The organism is Rhodobacter maritimus, from assembly GCF_058747975.1.
This window is the reverse complement of record NZ_CM179095.1, coordinates 3141175-3160485: the sequence shown is the minus strand read 5'-3', so window position 1 is coordinate 3160485 and position 19311 is coordinate 3141175. Positions and strand designations below refer to the sequence as shown.

Annotated in this window: 20 protein-coding genes; 9 read left to right on the top strand and 11 right to left on the bottom strand. The window is 67.2% G+C overall.

From position 1 onward, the window contains the following. Positions 1-90 precede the first annotated feature (90 nt). Both AC4PTO_RS15845 and AC4PTO_RS15840 read right to left on the bottom strand, forming a co-directional pair. On the bottom strand, positions 91-1233 hold the full coding sequence (locus AC4PTO_RS15845; protein ID WP_492730102.1) for an alkane 1-monooxygenase: 1143 nt from the start codon (positions 1231-1233) through the stop codon (positions 91-93). A gap of 57 nt (positions 1234-1290) precedes the next feature. Beyond that, the gene (locus AC4PTO_RS15840) at positions 1291-2352 is read right to left on the bottom strand and encodes an A/G-specific adenine glycosylase (protein ID WP_492730101.1); all 1062 of its coding nucleotides are present in this window, start codon (positions 2350-2352) and stop codon (positions 1291-1293) included. An 84-nt stretch (positions 2353-2436) separates the two neighbouring features. Between AC4PTO_RS15840 and AC4PTO_RS15835 the strand changes: the two genes are divergently transcribed. Genes AC4PTO_RS15835 through AC4PTO_RS15825 form a run of 3 tightly spaced genes read left to right on the top strand, consistent with a single transcriptional unit; the run spans position 2437 to position 4806 of the window. Next, a complete protein-coding gene (locus tag AC4PTO_RS15835) occupies positions 2437-2982 on the top strand; it encodes a DUF721 domain-containing protein (RefSeq protein WP_492730100.1) in 546 nt (181 codons plus the stop codon). A 3-nt stretch (positions 2983-2985) separates the two neighbouring features. Continuing rightward, complete coding sequence (locus AC4PTO_RS15830) at positions 2986-3660, top strand: DsbA family protein (RefSeq protein WP_492730098.1); 675 nt, start codon at positions 2986-2988, stop codon at positions 3658-3660. Positions 3661-3663: 3 nt separating this feature from the next. Beyond that, positions 3664-4806 carry a CaiB/BaiF CoA transferase family protein gene (locus AC4PTO_RS15825; RefSeq protein ID WP_492730097.1) on the top strand — a complete coding sequence of 381 codons (1143 nt, stop codon included), beginning with the start codon at positions 3664-3666 and terminating at the stop codon, positions 4804-4806. Positions 4807-4815: 9 nt separating this feature from the next. Here the strand turns inward: AC4PTO_RS15825 and lpxK are convergent, their stop codons facing one another. Genes lpxK through AC4PTO_RS15810 form a run of 3 tightly spaced genes read right to left on the bottom strand, consistent with a single transcriptional unit; the run spans position 4816 to position 7343 of the window. Continuing rightward, on the bottom strand, positions 4816-5805 hold the full coding sequence (gene lpxK / locus AC4PTO_RS15820; protein WP_492730096.1) for a tetraacyldisaccharide 4'-kinase: 990 nt from the start codon (positions 5803-5805) through the stop codon (positions 4816-4818). Next, entirely contained in the window at positions 5805-7070 is a 1266-nt protein-coding gene (locus AC4PTO_RS15815; protein ID WP_492730094.1) for a 3-deoxy-D-manno-octulosonic acid transferase, read from the bottom strand. The genes lpxK and AC4PTO_RS15815 overlap by 1 nt, the downstream gene beginning before the upstream one ends. A 15-nt stretch (positions 7071-7085) precedes the next feature. Further along, the gene (locus AC4PTO_RS15810; protein WP_492730093.1) at positions 7086-7343 is read right to left on the bottom strand and encodes a DUF4170 domain-containing protein; all 258 of its coding nucleotides are present in this window, start codon (positions 7341-7343) and stop codon (positions 7086-7088) included. A 122-nt stretch (positions 7344-7465) separates the two neighbouring features. On the opposite strand from AC4PTO_RS15810, the gene zapE reads away from it, so the two are divergent. Then, complete coding sequence (zapE, locus tag AC4PTO_RS15805; protein ID WP_492730092.1) at positions 7466-8560, top strand: cell division protein ZapE; 1095 nt, start codon at positions 7466-7468, stop codon at positions 8558-8560. On the opposite strand, the gene AC4PTO_RS15800 is transcribed toward zapE, so the two are convergent. The 3 genes from AC4PTO_RS15800 to AC4PTO_RS15790 all read right to left on the bottom strand — a co-directional run bounded on the left by AC4PTO_RS15800 (position 8557) and on the right by AC4PTO_RS15790 (position 11819). Then, positions 8557-9831, bottom strand: coding sequence for a bifunctional folylpolyglutamate synthase/dihydrofolate synthase (locus AC4PTO_RS15800; protein ID WP_492730091.1), 1275 nt, complete (start codon positions 9829-9831; stop codon positions 8557-8559). The two genes, zapE and AC4PTO_RS15800, sit on opposite strands and share 4 nt — an antisense overlap. 78 nt (positions 9832-9909) lie before the next feature. Continuing rightward, the gene (accD, locus tag AC4PTO_RS15795) at positions 9910-10851 is read right to left on the bottom strand and encodes an acetyl-CoA carboxylase, carboxyltransferase subunit beta (RefSeq protein WP_492730089.1); all 942 of its coding nucleotides are present in this window, start codon (positions 10849-10851) and stop codon (positions 9910-9912) included. A 59-nt stretch (positions 10852-10910) separates the two neighbouring features. Continuing rightward, positions 10911-11819, bottom strand: a complete 909-nt coding sequence (locus AC4PTO_RS15790) for a CPBP family intramembrane glutamic endopeptidase (protein ID WP_492730088.1) — start codon at positions 11817-11819, stop codon at positions 10911-10913. Between the two features lie 135 nt (positions 11820-11954). Here AC4PTO_RS15790 and AC4PTO_RS15785 point away from each other — a divergent pair, with 135 nt between their 5' ends. Continuing rightward, positions 11955-12713, top strand: coding sequence for a TSUP family transporter (locus AC4PTO_RS15785; RefSeq protein WP_492730086.1), 759 nt, complete (start codon positions 11955-11957; stop codon positions 12711-12713). 91 nt (positions 12714-12804) lie between these two features. On the opposite strand, the gene AC4PTO_RS15780 is transcribed toward AC4PTO_RS15785, so the two are convergent. Further along, positions 12805-13794 (bottom strand): asparaginase, encoded by a 990-nt coding sequence (locus AC4PTO_RS15780; RefSeq protein ID WP_492730084.1) that lies wholly within the window; start codon positions 13792-13794, stop codon positions 12805-12807. A 169-nt stretch (positions 13795-13963) separates the two neighbouring features. Between AC4PTO_RS15780 and AC4PTO_RS15775 the strand changes: the two genes are divergently transcribed. After that, complete coding sequence (locus tag AC4PTO_RS15775; RefSeq protein ID WP_492730082.1) at positions 13964-14491, top strand: invasion associated locus B family protein; 528 nt, start codon at positions 13964-13966, stop codon at positions 14489-14491. A gap of 118 nt (positions 14492-14609) precedes the next feature. Then, positions 14610-15791, top strand: a complete 1182-nt coding sequence (rlmN, locus tag AC4PTO_RS15770) for a dual-specificity RNA methyltransferase RlmN (RefSeq protein ID WP_492730079.1) — start codon at positions 14610-14612, stop codon at positions 15789-15791. A 19-nt stretch (positions 15792-15810) separates the two neighbouring features. Here the strand turns inward: rlmN and AC4PTO_RS15765 are convergent, their stop codons facing one another. Both AC4PTO_RS15765 and AC4PTO_RS15760 read right to left on the bottom strand, forming a co-directional pair. Beyond that, positions 15811-17052, bottom strand: a complete 1242-nt coding sequence (locus AC4PTO_RS15765) for an META domain-containing protein (protein WP_492730076.1) — start codon at positions 17050-17052, stop codon at positions 15811-15813. Positions 17053-17078: 26 nt separating this feature from the next. Beyond that, positions 17079-17888: an LOG family protein gene (locus AC4PTO_RS15760; RefSeq protein WP_492730074.1), complete on the bottom strand. Its 810-nt coding sequence runs from the start codon at positions 17886-17888 to the stop codon at positions 17079-17081. Between the two features lie 126 nt (positions 17889-18014). Between AC4PTO_RS15760 and dapD the strand changes: the two genes are divergently transcribed. Together dapD and AC4PTO_RS15750 are read left to right on the top strand one after the other, a co-directional pair. Next, positions 18015-18842, top strand: coding sequence for a 2,3,4,5-tetrahydropyridine-2,6-dicarboxylate N-succinyltransferase (gene dapD, locus AC4PTO_RS15755; protein ID WP_492730072.1), 828 nt, complete (start codon positions 18015-18017; stop codon positions 18840-18842). A 112-nt stretch (positions 18843-18954) separates the two neighbouring features. After that, a complete protein-coding gene (locus tag AC4PTO_RS15750; protein WP_492730070.1) occupies positions 18955-19305 on the top strand; it encodes a hypothetical protein in 351 nt (116 codons plus the stop codon). The last annotated feature ends 6 nt before the right edge of the window (positions 19306-19311 follow it).

Genomic DNA, 19311 nt, shown 5'->3' with positions numbered 1-19311 from the left:
GGGCGCGGACGCTCCGCGGGGGATATTTTTTCTCTGAAGATGCGGCATTTCTTCAGAGTCCAAATATTCCCGCCGGAGGCTTCCGAGATTTCAGGCTGCGCCGCCCGGCAGGGGGTTGCGCGCCCGGTTGTAGCTGCCCCAATCCGACACATGGGGGTAATGCCGGCGCCGCCAGGCGCGCACCCTTGGATTCATGCGCCGCCGCCAGAGCGGGGGGATCATTGCCAGCAGGGTCATTGCCGGATAGCCGAGCGGAAGCTGCGGCGCGGTCTCCGGCGCATAGGTTTGCAGAAGCGGAAAGCGGCGATCGGGGCGGACATGGTGGTCCGAATGGCGTTGTAAATTGATCAGCAGCCAGTTCGAGGCCGTATGCGAGGCATTCCAGCTGTGATGCGGGCGCACCGGCTCGTAGCGGCCATTGCCGAGATATTCGCGCGTCAGCCCGTAATGCTCGATGTAATTGGTCAGCTCCAGCTGCCAGACCGCGATGAAGGCCTGAAAGACGAAAAGGCCGATGCCTGGCAGCCCGCCAAGCGCCCAGGCCAGCAGCAATGCGCCCAGTTGCAGCCCGCCGTAGCGCCAGAACGGGTTGGAGCGGTGCCACGCCTTGCGCCCGGCACGGGCCTGCCGCGCGGCCTCGATCCGCCACGCAGAGGGCGGGCAGCTGAGCAGGACGCGCAGGAAATACCGGTGGAAGCCCTCGTTATAGCGCGCCGAGACCGCATCGCGCGGGGTGCCGACATAGGCGTGATGCACCAGAAGATGTTCGCTGCGGAAATGCGAATAAAGCACCATCGCCAGCAGCAGGTCACCCAGCCAGCGCTCCATCCGGCTTTTCTGGTGCATCAGCTCATGCGCGTAGACGATCCCGATCGTGCCCGAGATCACGCCGACGCCGAAAAACAGCCCGATCATCTCGGCCGTGTTCAGATGATTGGTATGGCGCACCCACCAGATAGTGCCGAAGACGATACAGAACTGGATCGGAGGCCAGATCAGGGTGATCAGGCGATACCAGAAAAGATCGGCATCATTGGTCGAGATGTCGGGCTGATCCTCGTTCCGGCCAAGGAACACATCGAGCAGCGTCACCAGTTGCCAGGCGTAAAGCGGCAGCAGCAGAAGGGTCCATCCCCCTGCCACCGCGCCAAGGACGATCAGCGGCACCGTTCCTAGCGAAAGCCAGAACGGCAATGCGTGCGAGGGTTTGCGGATTTCTTCGGGCGTGGACATCGGCTTTCCGGCACTTGGCTGCGGGGCGGATCATAGCGGGGCATGATTGTCGTGCAATCACGGTGGCTGCGGCCAATCGGCGCTTTGTGCCGCCTGCCAGACCTTGCGCATCAGGGTGGGCAGGGCGGCTGGGCGAAAGTCCTCGGCCGCGGTGAAGCCCGGTGCCCGCCCCGCGACCAAGGTCACAAGGACCGTCAGGCGCAGGTGGAAATGGGTGAAGGTGTGGCGCACTTCGGACGGGCCGGGGCGCCAGTCGGCCGGAAAGGGCGGCGCAGGATCGGGCGCTTCGCTCCAGTCCGAGCCGGGAAAGCCGAGCGTGCCGCCCAGAAGCCCGTGGCCGGGGCGGCGTTCAAGCAGGATGCCGCCATGCGCGTCGCGGGCGACATAGGCAAAGCCGGCCCGCTGCGGCTTTTGCGGCTTCGGGGCCTTGCGTGGCAGATCGCTGGAGATGCCCTTGGCCCGCGCCCGGCACATTTCGCGCAGGGGGCACAGAGCGCAGGCGGGGTTGCGCGGGGTGCAGATCGTGGCGCCCAGATCCATCATCGCCTGCGCATGGTCGCCGGGCCGCAGGGCGGGGGTCAGCCTTTCGGCATGGCGGGCGATCTCGGGCCTGGCGGCAGGCAGCGAGTTCTGGATTGCGAAAAGGCGGCTTATGACGCGTTCGACATTCCCGTCGATGACGGTTGCGGGTTCGTCGAAGGCGATGGCGGCGATGGCGGCGGCGGTATAGGGCCCGATGCCGGGGAGTGCGCGCAGGCCCTGCGCGCTTTGGGGGAACCGCCCGTCAAGATCGCTGGCCACGATGCGCGCGCATCTGAGCAGGTTGCGCGCCCTTGCGTAATAGCCAAGCCCGGCCCATTCGGCCATCACCATATCGTCCGGGGCGCGGGCAAGCGCGCCGATATCGGGCCAGAGGTCGGTGAAGCGGCGAAAGTAATCGCGCACGGCGGCAACGGTGGTCTGCTGCAACATCACCTCGGACAGCCAGACACGGTAGGGGTCGGGTCGCTGGCCGGCGCGGCGGGCCTCGGGGCCCACCCGCCAGGGCATCACGCGGGCCGCGCCGTCATACCATTCCAGCAGGGCCGCGCCGGCCGCTCTTACATCCTCGTCACGCAATCTTTATGCCTCGTGTCGTTCCTATCCGCTGGCATTGGCGCAGCACCTGCCTAGAATAGACGCCGAGTGAGGAAAAGACAGCCGATGAGAAGCAAGTCCCCCGATCGCAGGATGCGTGGCTTCGAGCCCGCGGCGAACCTGCTGAAGGACCGGATCCGCACCGCGGGCGAAAGCCGCGGTTTCGCGGTGTCGCGGCTGTTCACGCATTGGCCCGAAGTGGTGGGCGAAGAGATCGCCGCCCAGACCCGCCCGGTCAGGATCGGCTATGGCAAGGGCGGGCTGGGTGCCACGCTTACGCTTCTGACGCTTGGCGCGGCGGCCCCGATCTTGCAGATGCAGCTTCCCCGCATCCGCGAGAAGGTGAATGCCTGCTATGGCTACAACGCGATTTCGCGCGTGCTGCTGACCCAGACCGCCCCGATGGGCTTTGCCGAGGGGCAGGCCGAGTTCACGCCCGCCCCGCCCGCACCCAGACCCGAACCCGCCCCCGAGATCCGCAGCCGTGCCGCCGAAACGGTGAACGGCACGCAGGACCCTTCGTTGCGCGCCGCACTCGAGGCGCTTGGGGCCAATATCCTGAGCCGGTCCGCGCACCGGCCCCATTCCAAGACCCATTCCAAGAAAGGCTGACCCATGAAGATCGCTTCCCCAAAGCTTGCCGCCGGAATCCTGACCGCTGCGGCCCTCGCTGCCGGAGGCTGGTGGATGTCCGGCGCGGGCCAGACACCTGTGGGGGCGGGCAACCTGTCGCTTGCCGCCGTCGCGCAGGAGGCCACCGCCGAAACGCTGCCCGATATCGTCATGGGCCAGGCCGATGCGCCGGTGACACTGATCGAATACGCCTCTTATACCTGCCCGCATTGCGCAAGCTTCCATGACGAGGTGTTCGACAAGCTGAAGGCCGATTACGTCGATACCGGCAAGGTCCGCTTCATCCACCGCGAGGTCTATTTCGACAAGTTCGGCCTCTGGGCGGGCATGATCGCAAGCTGCGGCGGTGCGCCGAAATACTACGCGATCTCGGGCATGCTTTATGATGCGCAGCGCGACTGGATCGGCGACGGGCAAGAGGCGACCATCGCCGCCAACCTGCGCAAGATCGGGCTGAAGGCGGGCCTGTCGCAGGATCAGCTGGATGCCTGCCTGAACGATCAGGACATGGCGCGCAAGATGGTGGCGACCTATCAGAAAAATGCCACTGCCGATGACGTGAATTCCACGCCGACGCTGGTCATCAACGGCACGAAGCATTCGAACATGAGTTATGCCGACCTGAAGGCGATTCTCGACGAAGAGCTTGGGCAATAACCCATGACGCCGTTGCAGGGACTGAAAGTCGTCGAACTGGCGCGGATTCTGGCTGGCCCGTGGGCTGGCCAGATGCTCGCCGATCTGGGGGCCGACGTGATCAAGGTCGAGGCGCCCGAGGGCGACGATACCCGCCGCTGGGGTCCGCCCTTCATCACGCATGACGGCGAAGAGGCCGCGGCCTATTTCCACGCCACCAATCGCGGAAAACGCTCGGTCACCTGCGATTTCCGCACGCCCGAAGGGCAGGCTTTCGTGCGGGCGCTGGTGGCCGATGCCGACATCCTGATCGAGAATTTCAAGGTGGGCGGGCTGGCGAAATACGGGCTGGATCACGAAAGCCTGCGCGCGCTCAATCCGCGGCTGATCTATTGCTCGGTCACCGGCTTCGGGCAGACCGGGCCCTATGCGCATCGCGCGGGCTATGACTATATCATCCAGGGCATGTCGGGCCTGATGAGCGTGACCGGAGAACCCGATGGCCAGCCCCAGAAGGTGGGCGTTGCGGTCACCGATGTCTTCACCGGCATCTATGCCGCCACCGCGATCCTTGCCGCGGTGCATCAGCGTTCGGTGACCGGGCGCGGGCAGCATATCGACATGGCGCTTCTGGATGTGGCCAGCGCGATCATGGCCAATCAGGCGATGAATTATCTGGCCACCGGGGTATCGCCGAAGCGGATGGGCAATGCGCATCCCAATCTCGTGCCCTATGCGGTGTTCCCCTGCGCCGATGGTTTCGTGATTCTCGCCACGGGCAATGACGCGCAATATCAGCGGCTTTGCCGGATCCTCGGGATCGAGGGCCATGCGACCGATCCCGATTACCTGACCAATGCCGACCGGATCCGCAACCGCGCGGCCCTGACCGACGTGATCTCGGACGCGACGCGCGCATGGGCGCGGGCCGATCTGCTGGCCGCCTGCGAGGGGGCGGGCGTTCCCGCCGGGCCGATCAACGAGATGGCCGATGTCTTTGCCGATCCGCAGGTCATCGCGCGCGGCATGCAGATCGCGCCGGGCGGCGTGCCGGGCGTGCGCCTGCCGGTCACCTTCTCGGATGCAGACCTGGCGCTGGAGCGGCCCTCGCCCCGCCTTGGCCAGCATGACGCCGAGATCCGCGCCAGCCTTGGCGCCAAGGTCTGAGCCGCTGCCTCAAAGGCCAAGCCGCGTCAGCGCCGCATCCAGCGGCGCCGCATCCTCCAGCACCAGCCGGACGGGAAGCGCCAGCACCTTGGGCCGGAAGGCGGCGGGCAGGCGCACCGCGTCCTTTTCCGTGGTGACAAGCTGCGCGCCCAGAAGGTTCGCCTCGGTTTCCAGCCGCTGCAACAGCGCGGCCGAGAAGGGCTGGTGATCGTCCAGCGCCTCGCCACGCGCCAGATCGGCGCCAAGGCCGCGCAGCGTGGCGAAGAACTTTTCCGGATGGCCGATCCCGGCAAAGGCCAGAACGCGCTGGCCGGACCAGTCCATCCCGGTTTCCAGCGGGGCAAGCGTGCCGCTCAGGTGCGGGATCGTGATCGCGCGCGCCCATTGGCGGCGAAACGCGCCCTGTGCCTGTGCATGCCCGATGGACAGAAGCAGATCCGCCCGTGCAAGCCCCGCCGCCACGGGTTCGCGCAAGGGGCCCGCGGGCAGGCAGCGGCCATTGCCAAAGCCCTTGACCGCATCGACCACCACGATCGACAGATCCTTGGCAAGCGCGGGGTTCTGATGCCCGTCATCCAGCACGATCGCCTGCGCGCCCGCCGCGATGGCCGCACGCGCACCCGCCGCGCGATCGCGCGCGACCCATGTCGGCGCGAAGGCCGACAGCAAGAGCGGCTCGTCCCCGGTCTGGGCGGCGCTGTGGCGCCGCTCGTCCACGCGCTCGGGGCCGGCGAGGGTGCCGCCATGGCCGCGGCTGACGATATGGGCCGCGATGCCGCGCGCTGAAAGGTGCTGGACCAGCGCGATGACCGTGGGCGTCTTGCCGGTGCCGCCGGCATTGATGTTGCCCACGCAGATCACCGGCACCGCCACCTTGTCCGAAGGGCCGCGCAGGCGCCGGGCGGTGCCCGCGGCGTAAAGTGCGCCCAGCGGTGCCAGCAGCCTTGCGGCAAGGCCGGGCCGCTCGGGCGGGCGGAACCAGAAGGCCGGCGCGCGCATCACCGTGCCTCCGCCCGGGCGGCGGGCCTGTCATCCCGCCGGCGGGTCTCAAGCTGTTCGAGGATGCGCCGCGTAAGCGCCTCGGCCACGCCCGCCCCACCCGAGGTGACGGCCCAGGCGTTATGCGCAAGGATCGCGGCCTTGTCGGGGGCGATGAGGTCGGCCACCGCATCGCCAAGGCCCGTCTCTGCCGAAACGAGGCGGGCGGCGCGCGCCTCGGTCAGGCGGGCATATTGCGCGGCATGATCGCCGGCTTGCGGCCCGTGCAGGACGGCCGAGCCGAGGGCCGCGGCCTCGAACGGCGCGCGCGGCGCCGCGGCCCCGCCCCGCAAGGTGCCGCCCATGTAGCTGACCGGAGCCAGCCGATACCAAAGCCCGTATTCGGTCGGATCGTCGGCAATGAAGATCTGCACATCCTCGTCCGGCTCGCCCTCAAGGTTGCGGCGCGCCACGCTCCAGCCCTGCGCGACAAGGCTTTCGGCAAGGGCCGGGCCGCTGGCCGGATCGTCGGGAACAAGGATCAGCAGCATGCGATGGGCGTGGCGCAGCGCTGCCTCATGCGCGCCGACTACCGCCGCGATTTCGGCCTGCGGCACCGAGGTTGCAAGCCATGCCGGACGCGCCTGCATCAGCGTCGCAAGCGAAACGCGCTCGGCCTCGGAGCAGCCAAGCGGCTCGGGCGGCTCGGTCAGTGGGCCGGTGACCTCGACCTGCGCGGCGGGCGCATGCAGGCGCGCGATGATGGCGGCACTGGCCTGATCCTCGACGAAGATTCGGGAAAACCGCGCCATGAGCGCCGCGAACATGCCGCGCCGGAACCGCCAGCGGCGCAACTGCGGCGCCCCGAACCGCGCATCGGCAAGGATCAGCGGAATTTCCGCGGCACCGGCCTCCACGATCAGCTCGGGCGGCAGGTCCGCCCCCAAGAGCAACACCAGATCGGGGCGGTGCTGCGCAAGCAGCCGGGCGATCGCGCGCCGTCCCTGCGGGGCGGGAAGCTGCCTGGCCTCGGGGGGGAAAGCCACCTCGCCGGGTGGGTCCTGCGCCTGCGAAACCCGCAGTTCCAGCTCCGGCCGCGCCGCCACCAGCCGCCGCGCGATCAGCGCCCCCCCCTGTGCCGACGGGGTCTCGGTGACATGCATCCATATCCGGCCGGCGGCAGGGCGTTCCCCTTCCCTGGGGTCGGGGGCAAGCCTGCCGGACAGGACAAGCCGGGGCCGCACAAGAAGATACAGCCACAGCAGAAGGGATCGGCGCGGTGCCATTGCGGGTCGGGTCCGTCAGGCCCCCAGTTCTTCGGTCGGGGACGCGGCCGTTTCCTCGTCGCGCAGGCGATGCAGGTGGGCGATGAAATAGCGTGTATGGGCGTTGTCCACCGTGCGCTGCGCCTCGGCCTTCCAGGCGGCATGGGCCGATGCGTAATCGGGGAAGATGCCCACGATATGGATATCGCTCACATCCTTGAACTCGGTGCGGGCGGGCGAGACAAGCTCGCCGCCGAAGACGAGATGCAGGCGTTGCGGGGTCGGGTTGCTCATGGATGCTCCTGTGGCGGAATTGCGCGGCCGGAGCCTACGCCAAGCGGAAGGCGGGCTCAAGGCGCGTGCAGGGCGGCGGAGGGCGACTTTTCAATCGCCCCGGCGCGCGCTATGCGATGGGCATGAGACAGAGCCTGACCGAGATCTACGACGCGCGCGTGGCCAACGGCGCATTGCGCGCCGATGCGGCGCAACGCGCGGTGCTGCCGCTTCTGGAGGCGGTGCGCACGGGCCTGGAAGAGGTGCGCAAGCCCGGCCTTTTCGGGATCTTCGGCAAACCGGCGGCGCCGGTGCGCGGGCTTTACCTTTGGGGGGGCGTCGGGCGCGGCAAGTCGATGCTGATGGATCTGTTCTGCGATGCGACACAGGTTCCCAAGCGACGTGTGCATTTCCATGCCTTCATGCAGGAGGTGCAGACCAGGCTGCATGCCGCGCGCAAAAGCGGCGTGGCCGATGCGATCCGCCCGGTGGCGCAATCGGTCGCCGACGAGGTGCGCCTTTTGTGCTTCGACGAGATGCAGGTGACCGATATTGCCGATGCGATGATCGTGGGGCGCCTGTTCGATTACCTGTTCGAGCGCGGCGTGACGGTGGTGACCACTTCGAACCGGGTGCCCGAGGATCTTTACAAGGACGGGCTCAACCGGCAGCTTTTCCTGCCCTTCATCGCCATGATCCGCGACCGGCTGGACGTGCATGCGCTGGAAAGCGAAACCGATTACCGCCAGCACCGCCTTGCCGGGGCTGAGGTCTATTTCACCCCCGCCGGCGCGGCCGCCCATGCGCAGATGAACCGCCTTTGGGACGAGCTGACCGGCCATGACGAGGCCAGCCGCCTTGTGCTGAACGTGAAGGGCCGCGAGGTGGTGCTGGAGCATTTCCACAACGGCGTCGGGCGGGCCTCTTTCTGGGATCTGTGCGCGGCGATGCTGGGTCCGGCGGATTATCTGGCCATCGCCGAGGCGGTGCGCGTGCTGATGATCGACGACATCCCGCACCTGTCGGCCGGCAATTTCAACGAGGCCAAGCGCTTCGTCATCCTGATCGACGCGCTTTACGAGGCGCGCGTGCGGCTGATCTGCTCGGCCGCGGATGTGCCCGAGCGGCTTTATATCGAAGGCGAGGGCACGTTCGAGTTCGAGCGCACCGCAAGCCGCCTGCGCGAGATGCAGTCGGCCGACTGGGCCGCCGCCGGGGATACGCCCGCGGCGGGCTAGCCGTTTTCCTTCAGCACCTGCCCGGCAAGATAGAGCGAGCCGCAGATCAGCACCCGCGCATGGGGATCGGCCGCAATGATCCGTTCCAGTGCGTCGGCCACGCTGTCTGCGCTGGAAGCTCGGGCGAAACCTGCGGCGCGGGCCGCGGCCTCGGTGGTTTCGGCGGGCAGGGTGTTGGCCTCTCCGGGGATCGAAACGGCGGTCAGGCTTTGCGCCTGAGCCACCAGCGGGCGCAGATAGCCCGCGATGTCCTTGGTGTTGAGCATGCCGCAGATCAGGTGGGTCGGGCGCGCGGGCAGGCGCGCAAGCGTCGCGGCCACCGCCTCGCCCCCGGCCGGATTGTGCCCGCCATCAAGCCACAGCTCTGCCCCCGCCGCCGCATCTGCCAGTGGGCCGCGGCGCAGGCGCTGCATGCGGGCGGGCCATTCGGCGCGGGTCACGGCGGCCTCGCAGGCGGCCTCGTTCGCGCCAAGGGTGCGCAGCGCGGCAAGGGCGGCCCCCGCATTCTGGATCTGATGCGGGCCGGGCAGGTTCGGCAACGGCAGGTCGAGCAGGCCGTTCTCGTCCTGGAAGACCAGCCGGCCGCGTTCCTCGAAGGCGTGCCAGTGCTGGCCACAGGCCAGGACCGGGGCGCCGAGCCGGGCGGCGCGCGCCTCGATCACCTCAAGCGCGGCCTCGGGCTGGGGGCCGACGATGACGGGGGTGCCGCGCTTGAGGATCCCGGCCTTTTCGGCGGCGATCTCGGGCAGGGTTTCGCCCAGATATTGCTGATGGTCGATCGAGACCGGGGTGATGATGCAAAGCGCCGGGCGCTCGATCACGTTGGTTGCATCGAGCCTGCCGCCAAGCCCGACCTCGAGCAGGGTGTAATCGGCGGGGCTGCGCGCGAAGGCCAGGAAGGCCGCGCAGGTGGTGATCTCGAAGAAGGTGATCGGCTGGCCTTCGTTCGCGGCGTCGCATTCGTCGAGCAGGGCCGCGAGGGCGGGTTCGGAGATCAGTGTGCCGGCAAGGCGGATGCGTTCGTGAAAGCGCGCAAGATGCGGCGAGGTATAGGCGTGCACGCGCTTGTCCATCGCCTCGAGGCCTGCGCGAATCATCGCCTGGGTGGAGCCCTTGCCGTTCGTTCCGGCGAGGTGGATCACCGGCGGCAGGTCACGTTCGGGATGGCCGAGCGCGGCCAGAAGCCGTTCGACCCGGTCGAGCGTGAGGTCGATCACCTTGGGGTGCAGCGACATCAGCCGGGCAAGGATCGCGTCGGAAGGCTGGGACATGGGGGCACCCCTGGACTGGCGGGCGGGCCGGGGGCGCCGCCCCCGGACCCCCGGGATATTTGAGCGAAGATGAAGGGATCAGGCCTTCTTGCCCTTGGCGGGAGCGGCCTCGGCGGGTTTTTCGGCGGGTTCGGCTTTTTCGGGGGCGGGCAGGTCGCCCGCGACGGGGGGCGGCAGGCGCATGAGCATGCGCAGGATGGTGATCAGTTCGTCGCGCATCTTCATGCGGTGGGTCACCCGGTCCAGCATGCCGTGATCAAGGAGGTATTCCGCGCGCTGGAAGCCTTCGGGCAGTTTCTCGCGGATCGTCTGTTCGATGACGCGGGGGCCGGCAAAGCAGATCAGCGCGTTCGGCTCGGCGATCTGGACATCGCCCAGCATGGCGTAGGAGGCCGTCACCCCGCCGGTGGTGGGATGGGTCAGCACGACGATATAGGGCAGGTTCGCCTCGCGCAGCATCTGCACCGCGACGGTCGTGCGCGGCATCTGCATGAGCGACAGGATGCCTTCCTGCATGCGCGCGCCACCCGCGGCCGAGAAGAGCACGAGGGGGCGTTTGAGTTTCACCGCGCGCTCGGCCGCGGCGATGATCGCGTTGCCGACATACATGCCCATGGAGCCGCCCATGAACGAGAAGTCCTGCGCGGCGGCGACGATCGGGGTGCGGCCCATTTCGCCCTCGGCGACGAGCATCGCCTCTTTCTCGCCAGTGGCCTTCTGGGCGGCTTTCAGGCGGTCGGGGTATTTCTTCTGGTCGCGGAAATGCAGCGGGTCGGCGATGGGCTCGGGGATTTTCACCTCGGTGAAGATGCCCGAATCGAAAAGTGCGTTGAAGCGTTCGCGCGGGGTGATCGCCATGTGGTGATCGCAATTCGTGCAGACGTTGAGATTGTCCGACAGTTCCCGGTGAAACAGCATCGTCCCGCATTCGGGGCATTTGGTCCACAGGTTCTCGGGCACCTCGCGGCGCGAGAACAGCGAGTTGATCTTCGGTCGGACGTAATTCGAGATCCAGTTCATCGGCCAAGCCCCTTTCCGTCGCGTCCGCACCAGATACGCCCCGGCGCGCGGAAATGCAATCAGACCCGCAGCATCAGCCGGGCGACCAGCCAGGCCACGAGGATCGACGCGAAGTCTATCGCAAGATAGGGCAGGAGCTGGCTTGCGTCACGGGTGTTGATGACGACCGTGTAGAGGCTGAGCCCGTCGAGATTGCCATAAAGCCCGACAAGGAAGATCGCCGAGACATTGGTGGCGAAGTGAAACCCCATCGCGGCGCCGAGCGATCCGGTCCGGGCGGTAAGATCCGCGGCAAGGCAGCCGAAGATGCCGGCCCACAGGGCGGGCCAGAAGGCATTTGCGCCGAACTCGGACGGGGCGTAGTGCAGCGCGCCGAAGAGGATCGAGGGCAGCCCCATCCAGATCCAGGGCGCGCGGCTGCGGATGGCCAGTTGTTGCAGCAGGTAGCCGCGGAAGACCAGTTCCTCGGCCGTGATCTGGAGCGCCAGAAGCGGCAGGGCCAGCGGCAGCCAGGCAAGGAGCTGCCGCAGCGGGAGGCTTTTGCCGACATCGGGCGATGCGGTGGTCAGCGGCAAGAGCGCGATCCAGAGCGCGACAAGCGGCAGGCTGACGCGCAGGAAATCGCGCGCCACCCTTGGGGCGGGGCCGAACAGCGTGCCCGAGGGGCGGTCATGGACCATACGGGTGACGAAGATCGCGGCGATCGCCATGGGCAGGAAGGTGGCAAACAGCATCAGCACGCCCCGCGGCGTGCTGGCCGAGACGAGCGCGTAGAGCATCTTGCTGAAGCGCCATTCCCCCATGCCGACCGCAAGCGCCGCGAGACTGCCGTAAAGCAATGCTGCGTAGATCAGCGCGATCAGCACCGTTCCGACAAGGCTGCGCCAAAGCTCGGCGCGCGGGGCGGCGGGGGCCACGAAGCGCGGCAGCGCCGCATACTCCGCGCGCAGGTGTCGCTCAACGCTCATCATCCGCCTCTTGCCATTGTCTGGGCGCAGTTTTCCGCGCGGCGGCGCCGGGATGCAAGGGGCGGAACGCGCGGAAGCGCTTTACTTTGGCAGGCGGGCGGCGGAAGAGAGGCGGTTGGCGCAGGGAACCCCATCATGTTCGAAGTCTCGACCGAGATTGCTCTCATTCTGATCGTGGCGGCGTTTGCGGCCGGTTTCGTCGACAGTATCGCCGGGGGCGGCGGGCTGATCACCTTGCCGGTGCTGCTGCTTTCGGGGGCCTCGCCCTTGCAGGCGCTGTCGACCAACAAGGTGCAGGGCGCGTTCGGCGCGGCGACCGCGGCGCTGAGCTATGCGGCCTCGGGGCATGTGAACCTGCGTCGGCAGATCGGGGCTGCGGGGCTGGCCTTTGCCGCGGGGCTGGGGGGTGCGCTTCTGGTGAGCGTCATTCCCACCGACGGGCTGCGCATCGCGCTGCCGGTGGTTCTGATCGGGATCGCGGCGTTCTTCGCCTTCAAGAAGGGGTTGGACGATACCGACCGGCTGGAACGCATCCGGCCCGCGGCCTTCACCGCCTTCGTCGTGCCGTTCATCGGGTTCTATGACGGGCTGATCGGTCCGGGCGCGGGGGCGTTCTACATGATCGGTTTCGTCACGCTGGCGGGGTATGGCGTGCTGAAGGCGACCGCGCATACCAAGCTTTTGAATTTCGCCTCGAACATGGGGGGGCTGGTGGCCTTTGCGGTGGTGGGGGCGCCGTGGTGGGTGACGGGGCTTGCGATGGGCCTTGCGCAGGTGGCGGGCGCGCGGATCGGGGCACGGCTGGCGATGCGGGTGGGCGCGCGGGTGATCAAGCCGCTTCTTGTCGTGACCTCGACGGTGCTTGCCCTGCGGCTGATCTGGCAGATGTTGTGAGGTATTCGCCCGCCCGTGCAGGCGGGGTGGGCAGGAGCCTCCGGCGGGGATATTTGCCGCTCTGAAGAATTGCGTGCCTGTTCAGGGGGCGTCAGACGAAGCCCGGCGCCCGGCGCATCTCTCCGGTGATCAGGCCGCGCCAGTTGCGCTGCGGGCCGGTCAGGAGGCGGTCCACCACGGGGTGGGCGCGGTCGAGCGCGCCAAGCCGGATCAGGAGCGCGGTGATGGCGGCCTCGGAGGCGCGGGTGGCGCCGTCGGTGATTTTCAGGGCGATGCCGCGTTTCTGTTCGGGCAGGATGGCGACGAAGACGGCCTCGGCCCCGGTCTTCACCGCGACGTGCCCGTTCATGGCCCGCATCAGTTCGGTGCAGGCGCGGCCCTCGCCGGCGACGAGTTCGGGAAAGGCGGTCATGGCGCGGGTCAGCCGGCTGGCCGCGGCTTCGCGCGCAGAGCCTTCGGGGTTGGCTGTGGCGAAGAACTGCATGGCGCGGGCAAGCCCGGTGAGGGTGCAGGCGAAATTCGGCGCCGAGCAGCCGTCGATGCCGAACCCGGCGGAGGTTTCCTGCGTGACCTCTTCGAAGGCGGTCTTGACCGCGCGCTGGACCGGATGGTCGAGTTCGACATATTCGGGGCCCGCGCCCAGGTGGCGGGTAAGCGTGAGGAAGCCTGCATGCTTGCCCGAGCAGTTGTTGTGCAACTGGCATGGCGCCGTGTCCGAGCAGGTCAGCGCCTTGTTCGCGGCCTTGTCCTGGGGCATATGCGCGCCGCAGCGCAGATCGCCTTCCCCCAGCGACAGGGCGGCGAGCCAGGCCGCGACCGCATCGGTATGGATCGCCGCGCCGTTATGCGAGGCGCAGGCAAGGGCAAGCTGCGCCTCTGTCAGCCCGGCCGCGGCCGCGGCACCGCTTTCCAGAAGCGGCAGGGCCTGAAGCATCTTGCATGACGAGCGCGGGAATATCACGGCTGCGGGGTCGCCCCAGGCGGCCTCGATCCCGCCGGGCCCGAAGATCACGGCATGGCCCGCATGGCTGCTTTCCAGCATCCCGTTTCGCCACAGTTCGATCATCGGCACGGCTGTCATGATTTCTCCTTCAAGGATGCGCGATTTCCTGCCCAGGGGGCTTTCCCCCCACGGCACTTTTGCGTTATCTGTTCGATATCGAGTTGAAAAGACGTCCGCCATTATAAAAAAGGGTTTTCGAAGGCCCGTCCGGCGGGCAGAGGCATCAGGCAGCTGGAGGCTGTGAACTATGAAAGATTTCGTGCTGCGGGCCGCTGGCGCCGCGACCTTGGCCGCGTCATTCGCGTTCGGCGCCACCGCCTTCGCTCAGGAAAGCTCCAATCGCGTGGCGGCGAATACGGACTGGAGCGTTTTCGTGGGCGACAATCCCAAGGAATGCTGGGGCGTGTCGGCGCCCAAGGAAACCGTCAACACCAAGGAAGGCCAGCCCGTGGCGGTGCGGCGCGGGGATATCCTGCTGTTCGTGACCTTCCGGCCGGGCAAGCCGGGCGAGGTGTCCTTCATGGGCGGCTATCCTTTTGCCGACGGTTCCACCGTCGAGCTGGATGTCGGCGGGACGAAATTCACCCTGTTCACCAATGGCGAGGGTGCCTGGGCCGGATCGCCCGAGGAGGATGCCAAGATCGTCACCGCACTCAAGGCAGGGGCGGATGCCGTCGTGACGGGGCGTTCGGGCCGGGGCACGCTGACGCGCGACAAGTTCTCGCTTCTGGGCTTCACGGCCGCGATGGAAGAGGCCGCCAAGCGCTGCCAGTAAGCGGCATCCGGTTTTGCGGCAACGGCCCGGCAGCAATGCGGGGCCGTTTTGCTTTGCCCCCTACCCGCCCTGGTGCGAATCCCCTATATGAAGCCTTTCGCCAGATGCCGAGATCGCCATGACCGACGCCACCGCCCCGATCACCCAGGATATGCTGACCATCCCGCGCAAGCTGCCCGAGGGGGGGAAGCGCAACCTTGTCGGGCTGACGCGCGAGCAGTTGCGCGTGGCGCTGATCGAGGCCGGAACGCCCGAGCGGCAGGCGAAGATGCGCGTCGGGCAGATCTGGCAATGGATCTATCACTGGGGCGTGCGCGATTTCGCGGCGATGACCAACCTTGCCAAGGACTATCGCGCCCTTCTGGCCGAGCGCTTCGAGATTGCGGTGCCCGAACTGGTTTCGCGCCAGGTATCGGCGGACGGGACGCGCAAATATCTGGTGCGCATCGCCGGCGGCCATGAGGTTGAGGTGGTCTATATCCCCGAGGAAAACCGCGGCACGCTGTGCATCAGCTCGCAGGTGGGATGCACGCTGACCTGTTCGTTCTGCCATACGGGCACGCAGAAGCTGGTGCGCAACCTGACCGCGGGCGAGATCGTGGGCCAGGTCATGCTGGCGCGTGACGATCTGGGCGAATGGCCCGAACCCGGCGTGCCCAGGGACGAAACCCGGCTTGTGTCGAACGTGGTCCTGATGGGCATGGGAGAGCCGCTTTACAATTTCGACAATGTGCGCGACGCGATGAAAGTGGTGATGGATGGCGAGGGGATCAGCCTGTCGCGCCGCCGCATCACGCTGTCGACCAGCGGCATCGTCCCCGAGATCGCAAAGACCGCCGAAGAGATCGGCTGCCTTCTGGCCGTTTCCTTCCACGCCACCACCGACGCGGTGCGCGACCGGCTGGTTCCGGTGAACAAGAAATGGAACATCGAAACGCTTCTGGGCACGCTGCGCGATTACCCGCGCCTGTCCAATTCCGAGCGGATCACCTTCGAATACGTCATGCTCAAGGGTGTGAACGACAGCGACGAGGATGCCCGGCGGCTGGTGAAGCTGATCCGCGGCATTCCGGCCAAGATCAACCTGATCCCGTTCAACGAATGGCCCGGCGCGCCCTATGAGCGCAGCGACTGGGCCCGGATCGAGGCCTTTGCCGATATCATCTACAAGGCGGGTTATGCCTCGCCGATCCGCACCCCGCGGGGCGAGGATATCATGGCGGCCTGCGGGCAGTTGAAATCCGCGACCGAGCGGGCCCGCAAATCCCGCGCCGAGATCCAGGCCGAAGCCGGGCTTTGACCGGCTGCGGCCTTGCCGGCTATCCCCCGCGCCGCGCGGTGATCATCGCCACGCCATCCGCCCCCAGAAGCAGAAGCGCGCCGGTTTCGTCGATGTCGAAGCCCGCGACCTGCGGCAAAAGGCCGAAGAAGCGCGATTCCTGATCCATCAGCGCGGGGGCACAGGCCATGCGCGTGGCGATGGCCGGGCCGAAGCTCAGGCCCTCGCCGGTCAGGGTGAAGCCGCCGCTGTAGCGGTTGCAGCCGCCTTGCCCCGAAATCCGCGCGGGGGTGAAGGCCATGGTGACATGCGCGGCGTCGATCATGCCGCCGCCCGCGATATCCTCGACCACCCATTCCCCGCCCAGCAGCAGGTCAAGCGGCGCCCCGCCGCAGCCGCTGTAGTCCTGCCCGTCATGGGTGACGGTCACGGTCTGGGGATGCGGCATGCCCGACATCGAATCGTGACAGATCCGGGGGGCCAGGCGCAGGCGCAGCGCGGCCTCTGGGGCGTCGAAAACGAAATCGCTTCCGTCCAGACGCGGGGCGGGCAGGGGCGCGGTCACCGGGTCTTCCCCGATATTGGGGGTAAAGCTGATCCGGCCCTCGTCCAGGCGCAGCATCCAGAACGGCTCGTTCCCGGCGGCCTGAAAGCCGGGGCCGGGGGCGGGCGGAACGGGGAAACACTCGGGCAGTTCCCGCCCCGCCAGTGACACCAGCGCAAGCGTGCCGCCCTTGGACCAGAACCATGTGTCCGGATCGTCGGCCGCGGCATATTTCGCGCCCGAGGCCGCGATGGCGGGCGACAGCACCCGCCTTTCGCCGCCCGGCAGTTCCATCACCGCATCCTCTCCGACGAAACCGATGCGCAGGCGAAGGTCGCCGCATTGCATCACGCTGTCGAAGCCCATCGGCTGGAACGGTGTCAGGCGCAGCTCTCCGATCGCCACGGGCGTGTCACCTGCGACGATCTCGGCCATGTCCGAAAGCCATGCGGTGCGCCCGGCCACGAAGACCGCCGCGCGCAGGCTCAGGTCCATCCCGTCGGGCAGGTCGAGCGTGAAGGGCAGCGGCACCTGGCGGCCCTCGGTGGCAAAGCGGCTTTCGCCCGCCACCGCACCGTCGGGCCCGCGCCATTCGATCACCACAAGCGCGTCTTCGGGCAGGGCGATGCGTTGCGGATAGCCAAGCGTGCCCTCGGCCGGCCGCGCCATGGCGCCCTGGGCCTGCCCGAGAAACGCCATTCCCGCAAGCAGGGATGCCAGAAGATGCCGGGTTGTCATGGTGCTGCCCCCTTGTTCGAAACGCCTCAGTCGCAACCGTAATCCCATCCCTCGATCACGGCCATCGCCTCTTCGGCGGTTTCCACGAAAGTGATCAGGTCCAGATCCTCGGGCGAGATCGTGCCCGCCTCGGCAAGCGCCTTCCAGTTCACGATGGTTTCCCAGAATTCGCGCCCGAACAGGATGAAGGGGATGCGGTTCATCCGGCCGGTCTGGATCAGGGTCAGGGCCTCGAACATCTCGTCCAGCGTGCCGAAGCCGCCGGGAAAGATGCACACCGCCCGCGCGCGCATCAGGAAATGCATCTTGCGGATGGCGAAGTAATGGAAGTTGAAGCACAGGTCGGGCGTCACATAGGGGTTGGGCGCCTGTTCATGCGGCAGCACGATATTGAGCCCGATCGAGTGGCCGCCCGCCTCTTGCGCGCCGCGGTTGCCGGCCTCCATGATGCCCGGCCCGCCGCCGGTCACGACAACATTCTCGCGGCCATAGCTTTCCAGGCTTTTCTCGGTCACCAGGCGCGCCAGATCGCGCGCGCGCTCATACCAGATCGAGAGTTTTCCGGCCTTGCCCTTCTCTCCCTCGGGGGGGATGCGGGCCGAGCCCATCACCACCACGGTGGATTCCACGCCCCTCTCGTCCAGGATCATCTGCGGCTTGAGAAGTTCAAGCTGAAGGCGCACGGGGCGCAGCTCTTCGCGCAGCATGAAATCGTTGTCTAGGAAAGACAGCCGGTAGGCCGGCGCGCGGGTCTGCGGCGTGTCGGGCACGCTGTCTGCCGCGCGGGCATCCTGATGGCTGTCGCGGAACGGGTGGTTGCGGCCGTCATCCTTCATGCGATGTCCTTTCCTTGCCCCGGCACAGGGGCTTTGTCCAAGCGCCGCATTGCACGGCCTTTGCCTTCCAACTATAGGCTGTCCTTCGGGAAGACCACACCAACGCGCCATGAAAGAGGGGACACCATGTCGAACGCCGCCCTTGAGACCGCCATCGAAACCGCCTGGGAGATCCGCGATACCATCACCCCGGCCACCAAGGGCGAAACCCGCGACGCGATCGAAGCGACGCTGGGCGCGCTGGACCAGGGCGCGCTGCGCGTGGCCGAGCGTCAGGCCGACGGCAAGTGGCATGTCAACCAATGGGCCAAGAAGGCGGTTCTTCTGGGCTTTCGCCTGAAGGACATGGAGCTGCAATCGGGCGGCCCGCAGGGCGGCAACTGGTGGGACAAGGTCGACAGCAAGTTCGCCCATTGGGGCGAGGCACAGTGGAAGGCCGCGGGCTTTCGCGCGGTGCCCAACTGCATCGTGCGCCGCTCGGCCTATATCGCCAGGGGTGTGGTTCTGATGCCGTCTTTCGTCAACCTTGGCGCCTATGTCGACGAAGGCACGATGGTCGACACCTGGGCCACGGTGGGGTCCTGCGCGCAGATCGGCAAGAACGTGCATCTGTCGGGCGGCGTGGGCATCGGCGGCGTGCTGGAGCCGATGCAGGCCGGCCCCACCATCATCGAGGACAACTGCTTCATCGGCGCGCGCTCCGAGGTGGTCGAGGGCTGCATCATCCGCGAAGGCTCGGTCCTTGGCATGGGCGTCTATATCGGCCAGTCCACCAAGATCGTCGACCGCGAGTCGGGCGAGGTGATGTATGGCGAGGTGCCGCCCTATTCGGTCGTCGTGTCGGGCTCGATGCCCTCGAAGAACGGCATCAACCTTTACTGCGCGGTGATCGTGAAGCGGGTGGATGCGCAGACGCGCTCGAAGACCGGGATCAACGAGCTGCTGCGCGACTGAGGCGATTTGCGGAATTGCCATGCGGCGGGCGCGCGGCCGAAATGGCGGCGCGCTGCCCGGTCTGACTGGGGGCATGGTGCCGCCCGCCGGACGCGCGAGCATGGAGAACGCAATGATTCCAAGGATTTTCGGGGCAATAGTCCTGTCGGTTGCGGTGGCCGGGCCGGTCATGGCAACGGAATATGACGGGGTTTACAAGCCCGATCTGCCCTTCGCCGCGGGCTGGGACGAGGCGATGACGCTGGCCTCCGGAAACGGGCTGAAGATCGAGGGCGACAGCCTGAAAGGCATGGGCGCAAGCTGCACGATCGCCAACCCCGTGAACGTGCGCGCGATGGATGCCACGCTTTACGACACTACCTGCGGCGATCAGGACGCCGGGCGCGTGATGCTGATGAAAACCGCCGCGGGCGTTCTGGTGATCCGCAACGGTTTGGCGGTAGAGTGGTTGCGCAGCCGGTAACGGCGT

What these genes read in the sequence shown, in the direction of transcription:
- AC4PTO_RS15845 (WP_492730102.1), bottom strand. Translation starts at nt 1,233, where the DNA reads ATGTCCACGCCCGAAGAAATCCGCAAACCCTCGCACGCATTGCCGTTC.
- AC4PTO_RS15835 (WP_492730100.1), top strand. Translation starts at nt 2,437, where the DNA reads ATGAGAAGCAAGTCCCCCGATCGCAGGATGCGTGGCTTCGAGCCCGCG.
- AC4PTO_RS15830 (WP_492730098.1), top strand. Translation starts at nt 2,986, where the DNA reads ATGAAGATCGCTTCCCCAAAGCTTGCCGCCGGAATCCTGACCGCTGCG.
- AC4PTO_RS15825 (WP_492730097.1), top strand. Translation starts at nt 3,664, where the DNA reads ATGACGCCGTTGCAGGGACTGAAAGTCGTCGAACTGGCGCGGATTCTG.
- lpxK (WP_492730096.1), bottom strand. Translation starts at nt 5,805, where the DNA reads ATGCGCGCGCCGGCCTTCTGGTTCCGCCCGCCCGAGCGGCCCGGCCTT.
- AC4PTO_RS15815 (WP_492730094.1), bottom strand. Translation starts at nt 7,070, where the DNA reads ATGGCACCGCGCCGATCCCTTCTGCTGTGGCTGTATCTTCTTGTGCGG.
- AC4PTO_RS15810 (WP_492730093.1), bottom strand. Translation starts at nt 7,343, where the DNA reads ATGAGCAACCCGACCCCGCAACGCCTGCATCTCGTCTTCGGCGGCGAG.
- zapE (WP_492730092.1), top strand. Translation starts at nt 7,466, where the DNA reads ATGAGACAGAGCCTGACCGAGATCTACGACGCGCGCGTGGCCAACGGC.
- AC4PTO_RS15800 (WP_492730091.1), bottom strand. Translation starts at nt 9,831, where the DNA reads ATGTCCCAGCCTTCCGACGCGATCCTTGCCCGGCTGATGTCGCTGCAC.
- accD (WP_492730089.1), bottom strand. Translation starts at nt 10,851, where the DNA reads ATGAACTGGATCTCGAATTACGTCCGACCGAAGATCAACTCGCTGTTC.
- AC4PTO_RS15790 (WP_492730088.1), bottom strand. Translation starts at nt 11,819, where the DNA reads ATGAGCGTTGAGCGACACCTGCGCGCGGAGTATGCGGCGCTGCCGCGC.
- AC4PTO_RS15785 (WP_492730086.1), top strand. Translation starts at nt 11,955, where the DNA reads ATGTTCGAAGTCTCGACCGAGATTGCTCTCATTCTGATCGTGGCGGCG.
- AC4PTO_RS15780 (WP_492730084.1), bottom strand. Translation starts at nt 13,794, where the DNA reads ATGACAGCCGTGCCGATGATCGAACTGTGGCGAAACGGGATGCTGGAA.
- AC4PTO_RS15775 (WP_492730082.1), top strand. Translation starts at nt 13,964, where the DNA reads ATGAAAGATTTCGTGCTGCGGGCCGCTGGCGCCGCGACCTTGGCCGCG.
- rlmN (WP_492730079.1), top strand. Translation starts at nt 14,610, where the DNA reads ATGACCGACGCCACCGCCCCGATCACCCAGGATATGCTGACCATCCCG.
- AC4PTO_RS15765 (WP_492730076.1), bottom strand. Translation starts at nt 17,052, where the DNA reads ATGACAACCCGGCATCTTCTGGCATCCCTGCTTGCGGGAATGGCGTTT.
- AC4PTO_RS15760 (WP_492730074.1), bottom strand. Translation starts at nt 17,888, where the DNA reads ATGAAGGATGACGGCCGCAACCACCCGTTCCGCGACAGCCATCAGGAT.
- dapD (WP_492730072.1), top strand. Translation starts at nt 18,015, where the DNA reads ATGTCGAACGCCGCCCTTGAGACCGCCATCGAAACCGCCTGGGAGATC.
- AC4PTO_RS15750 (WP_492730070.1), top strand. Translation starts at nt 18,955, where the DNA reads ATGATTCCAAGGATTTTCGGGGCAATAGTCCTGTCGGTTGCGGTGGCC.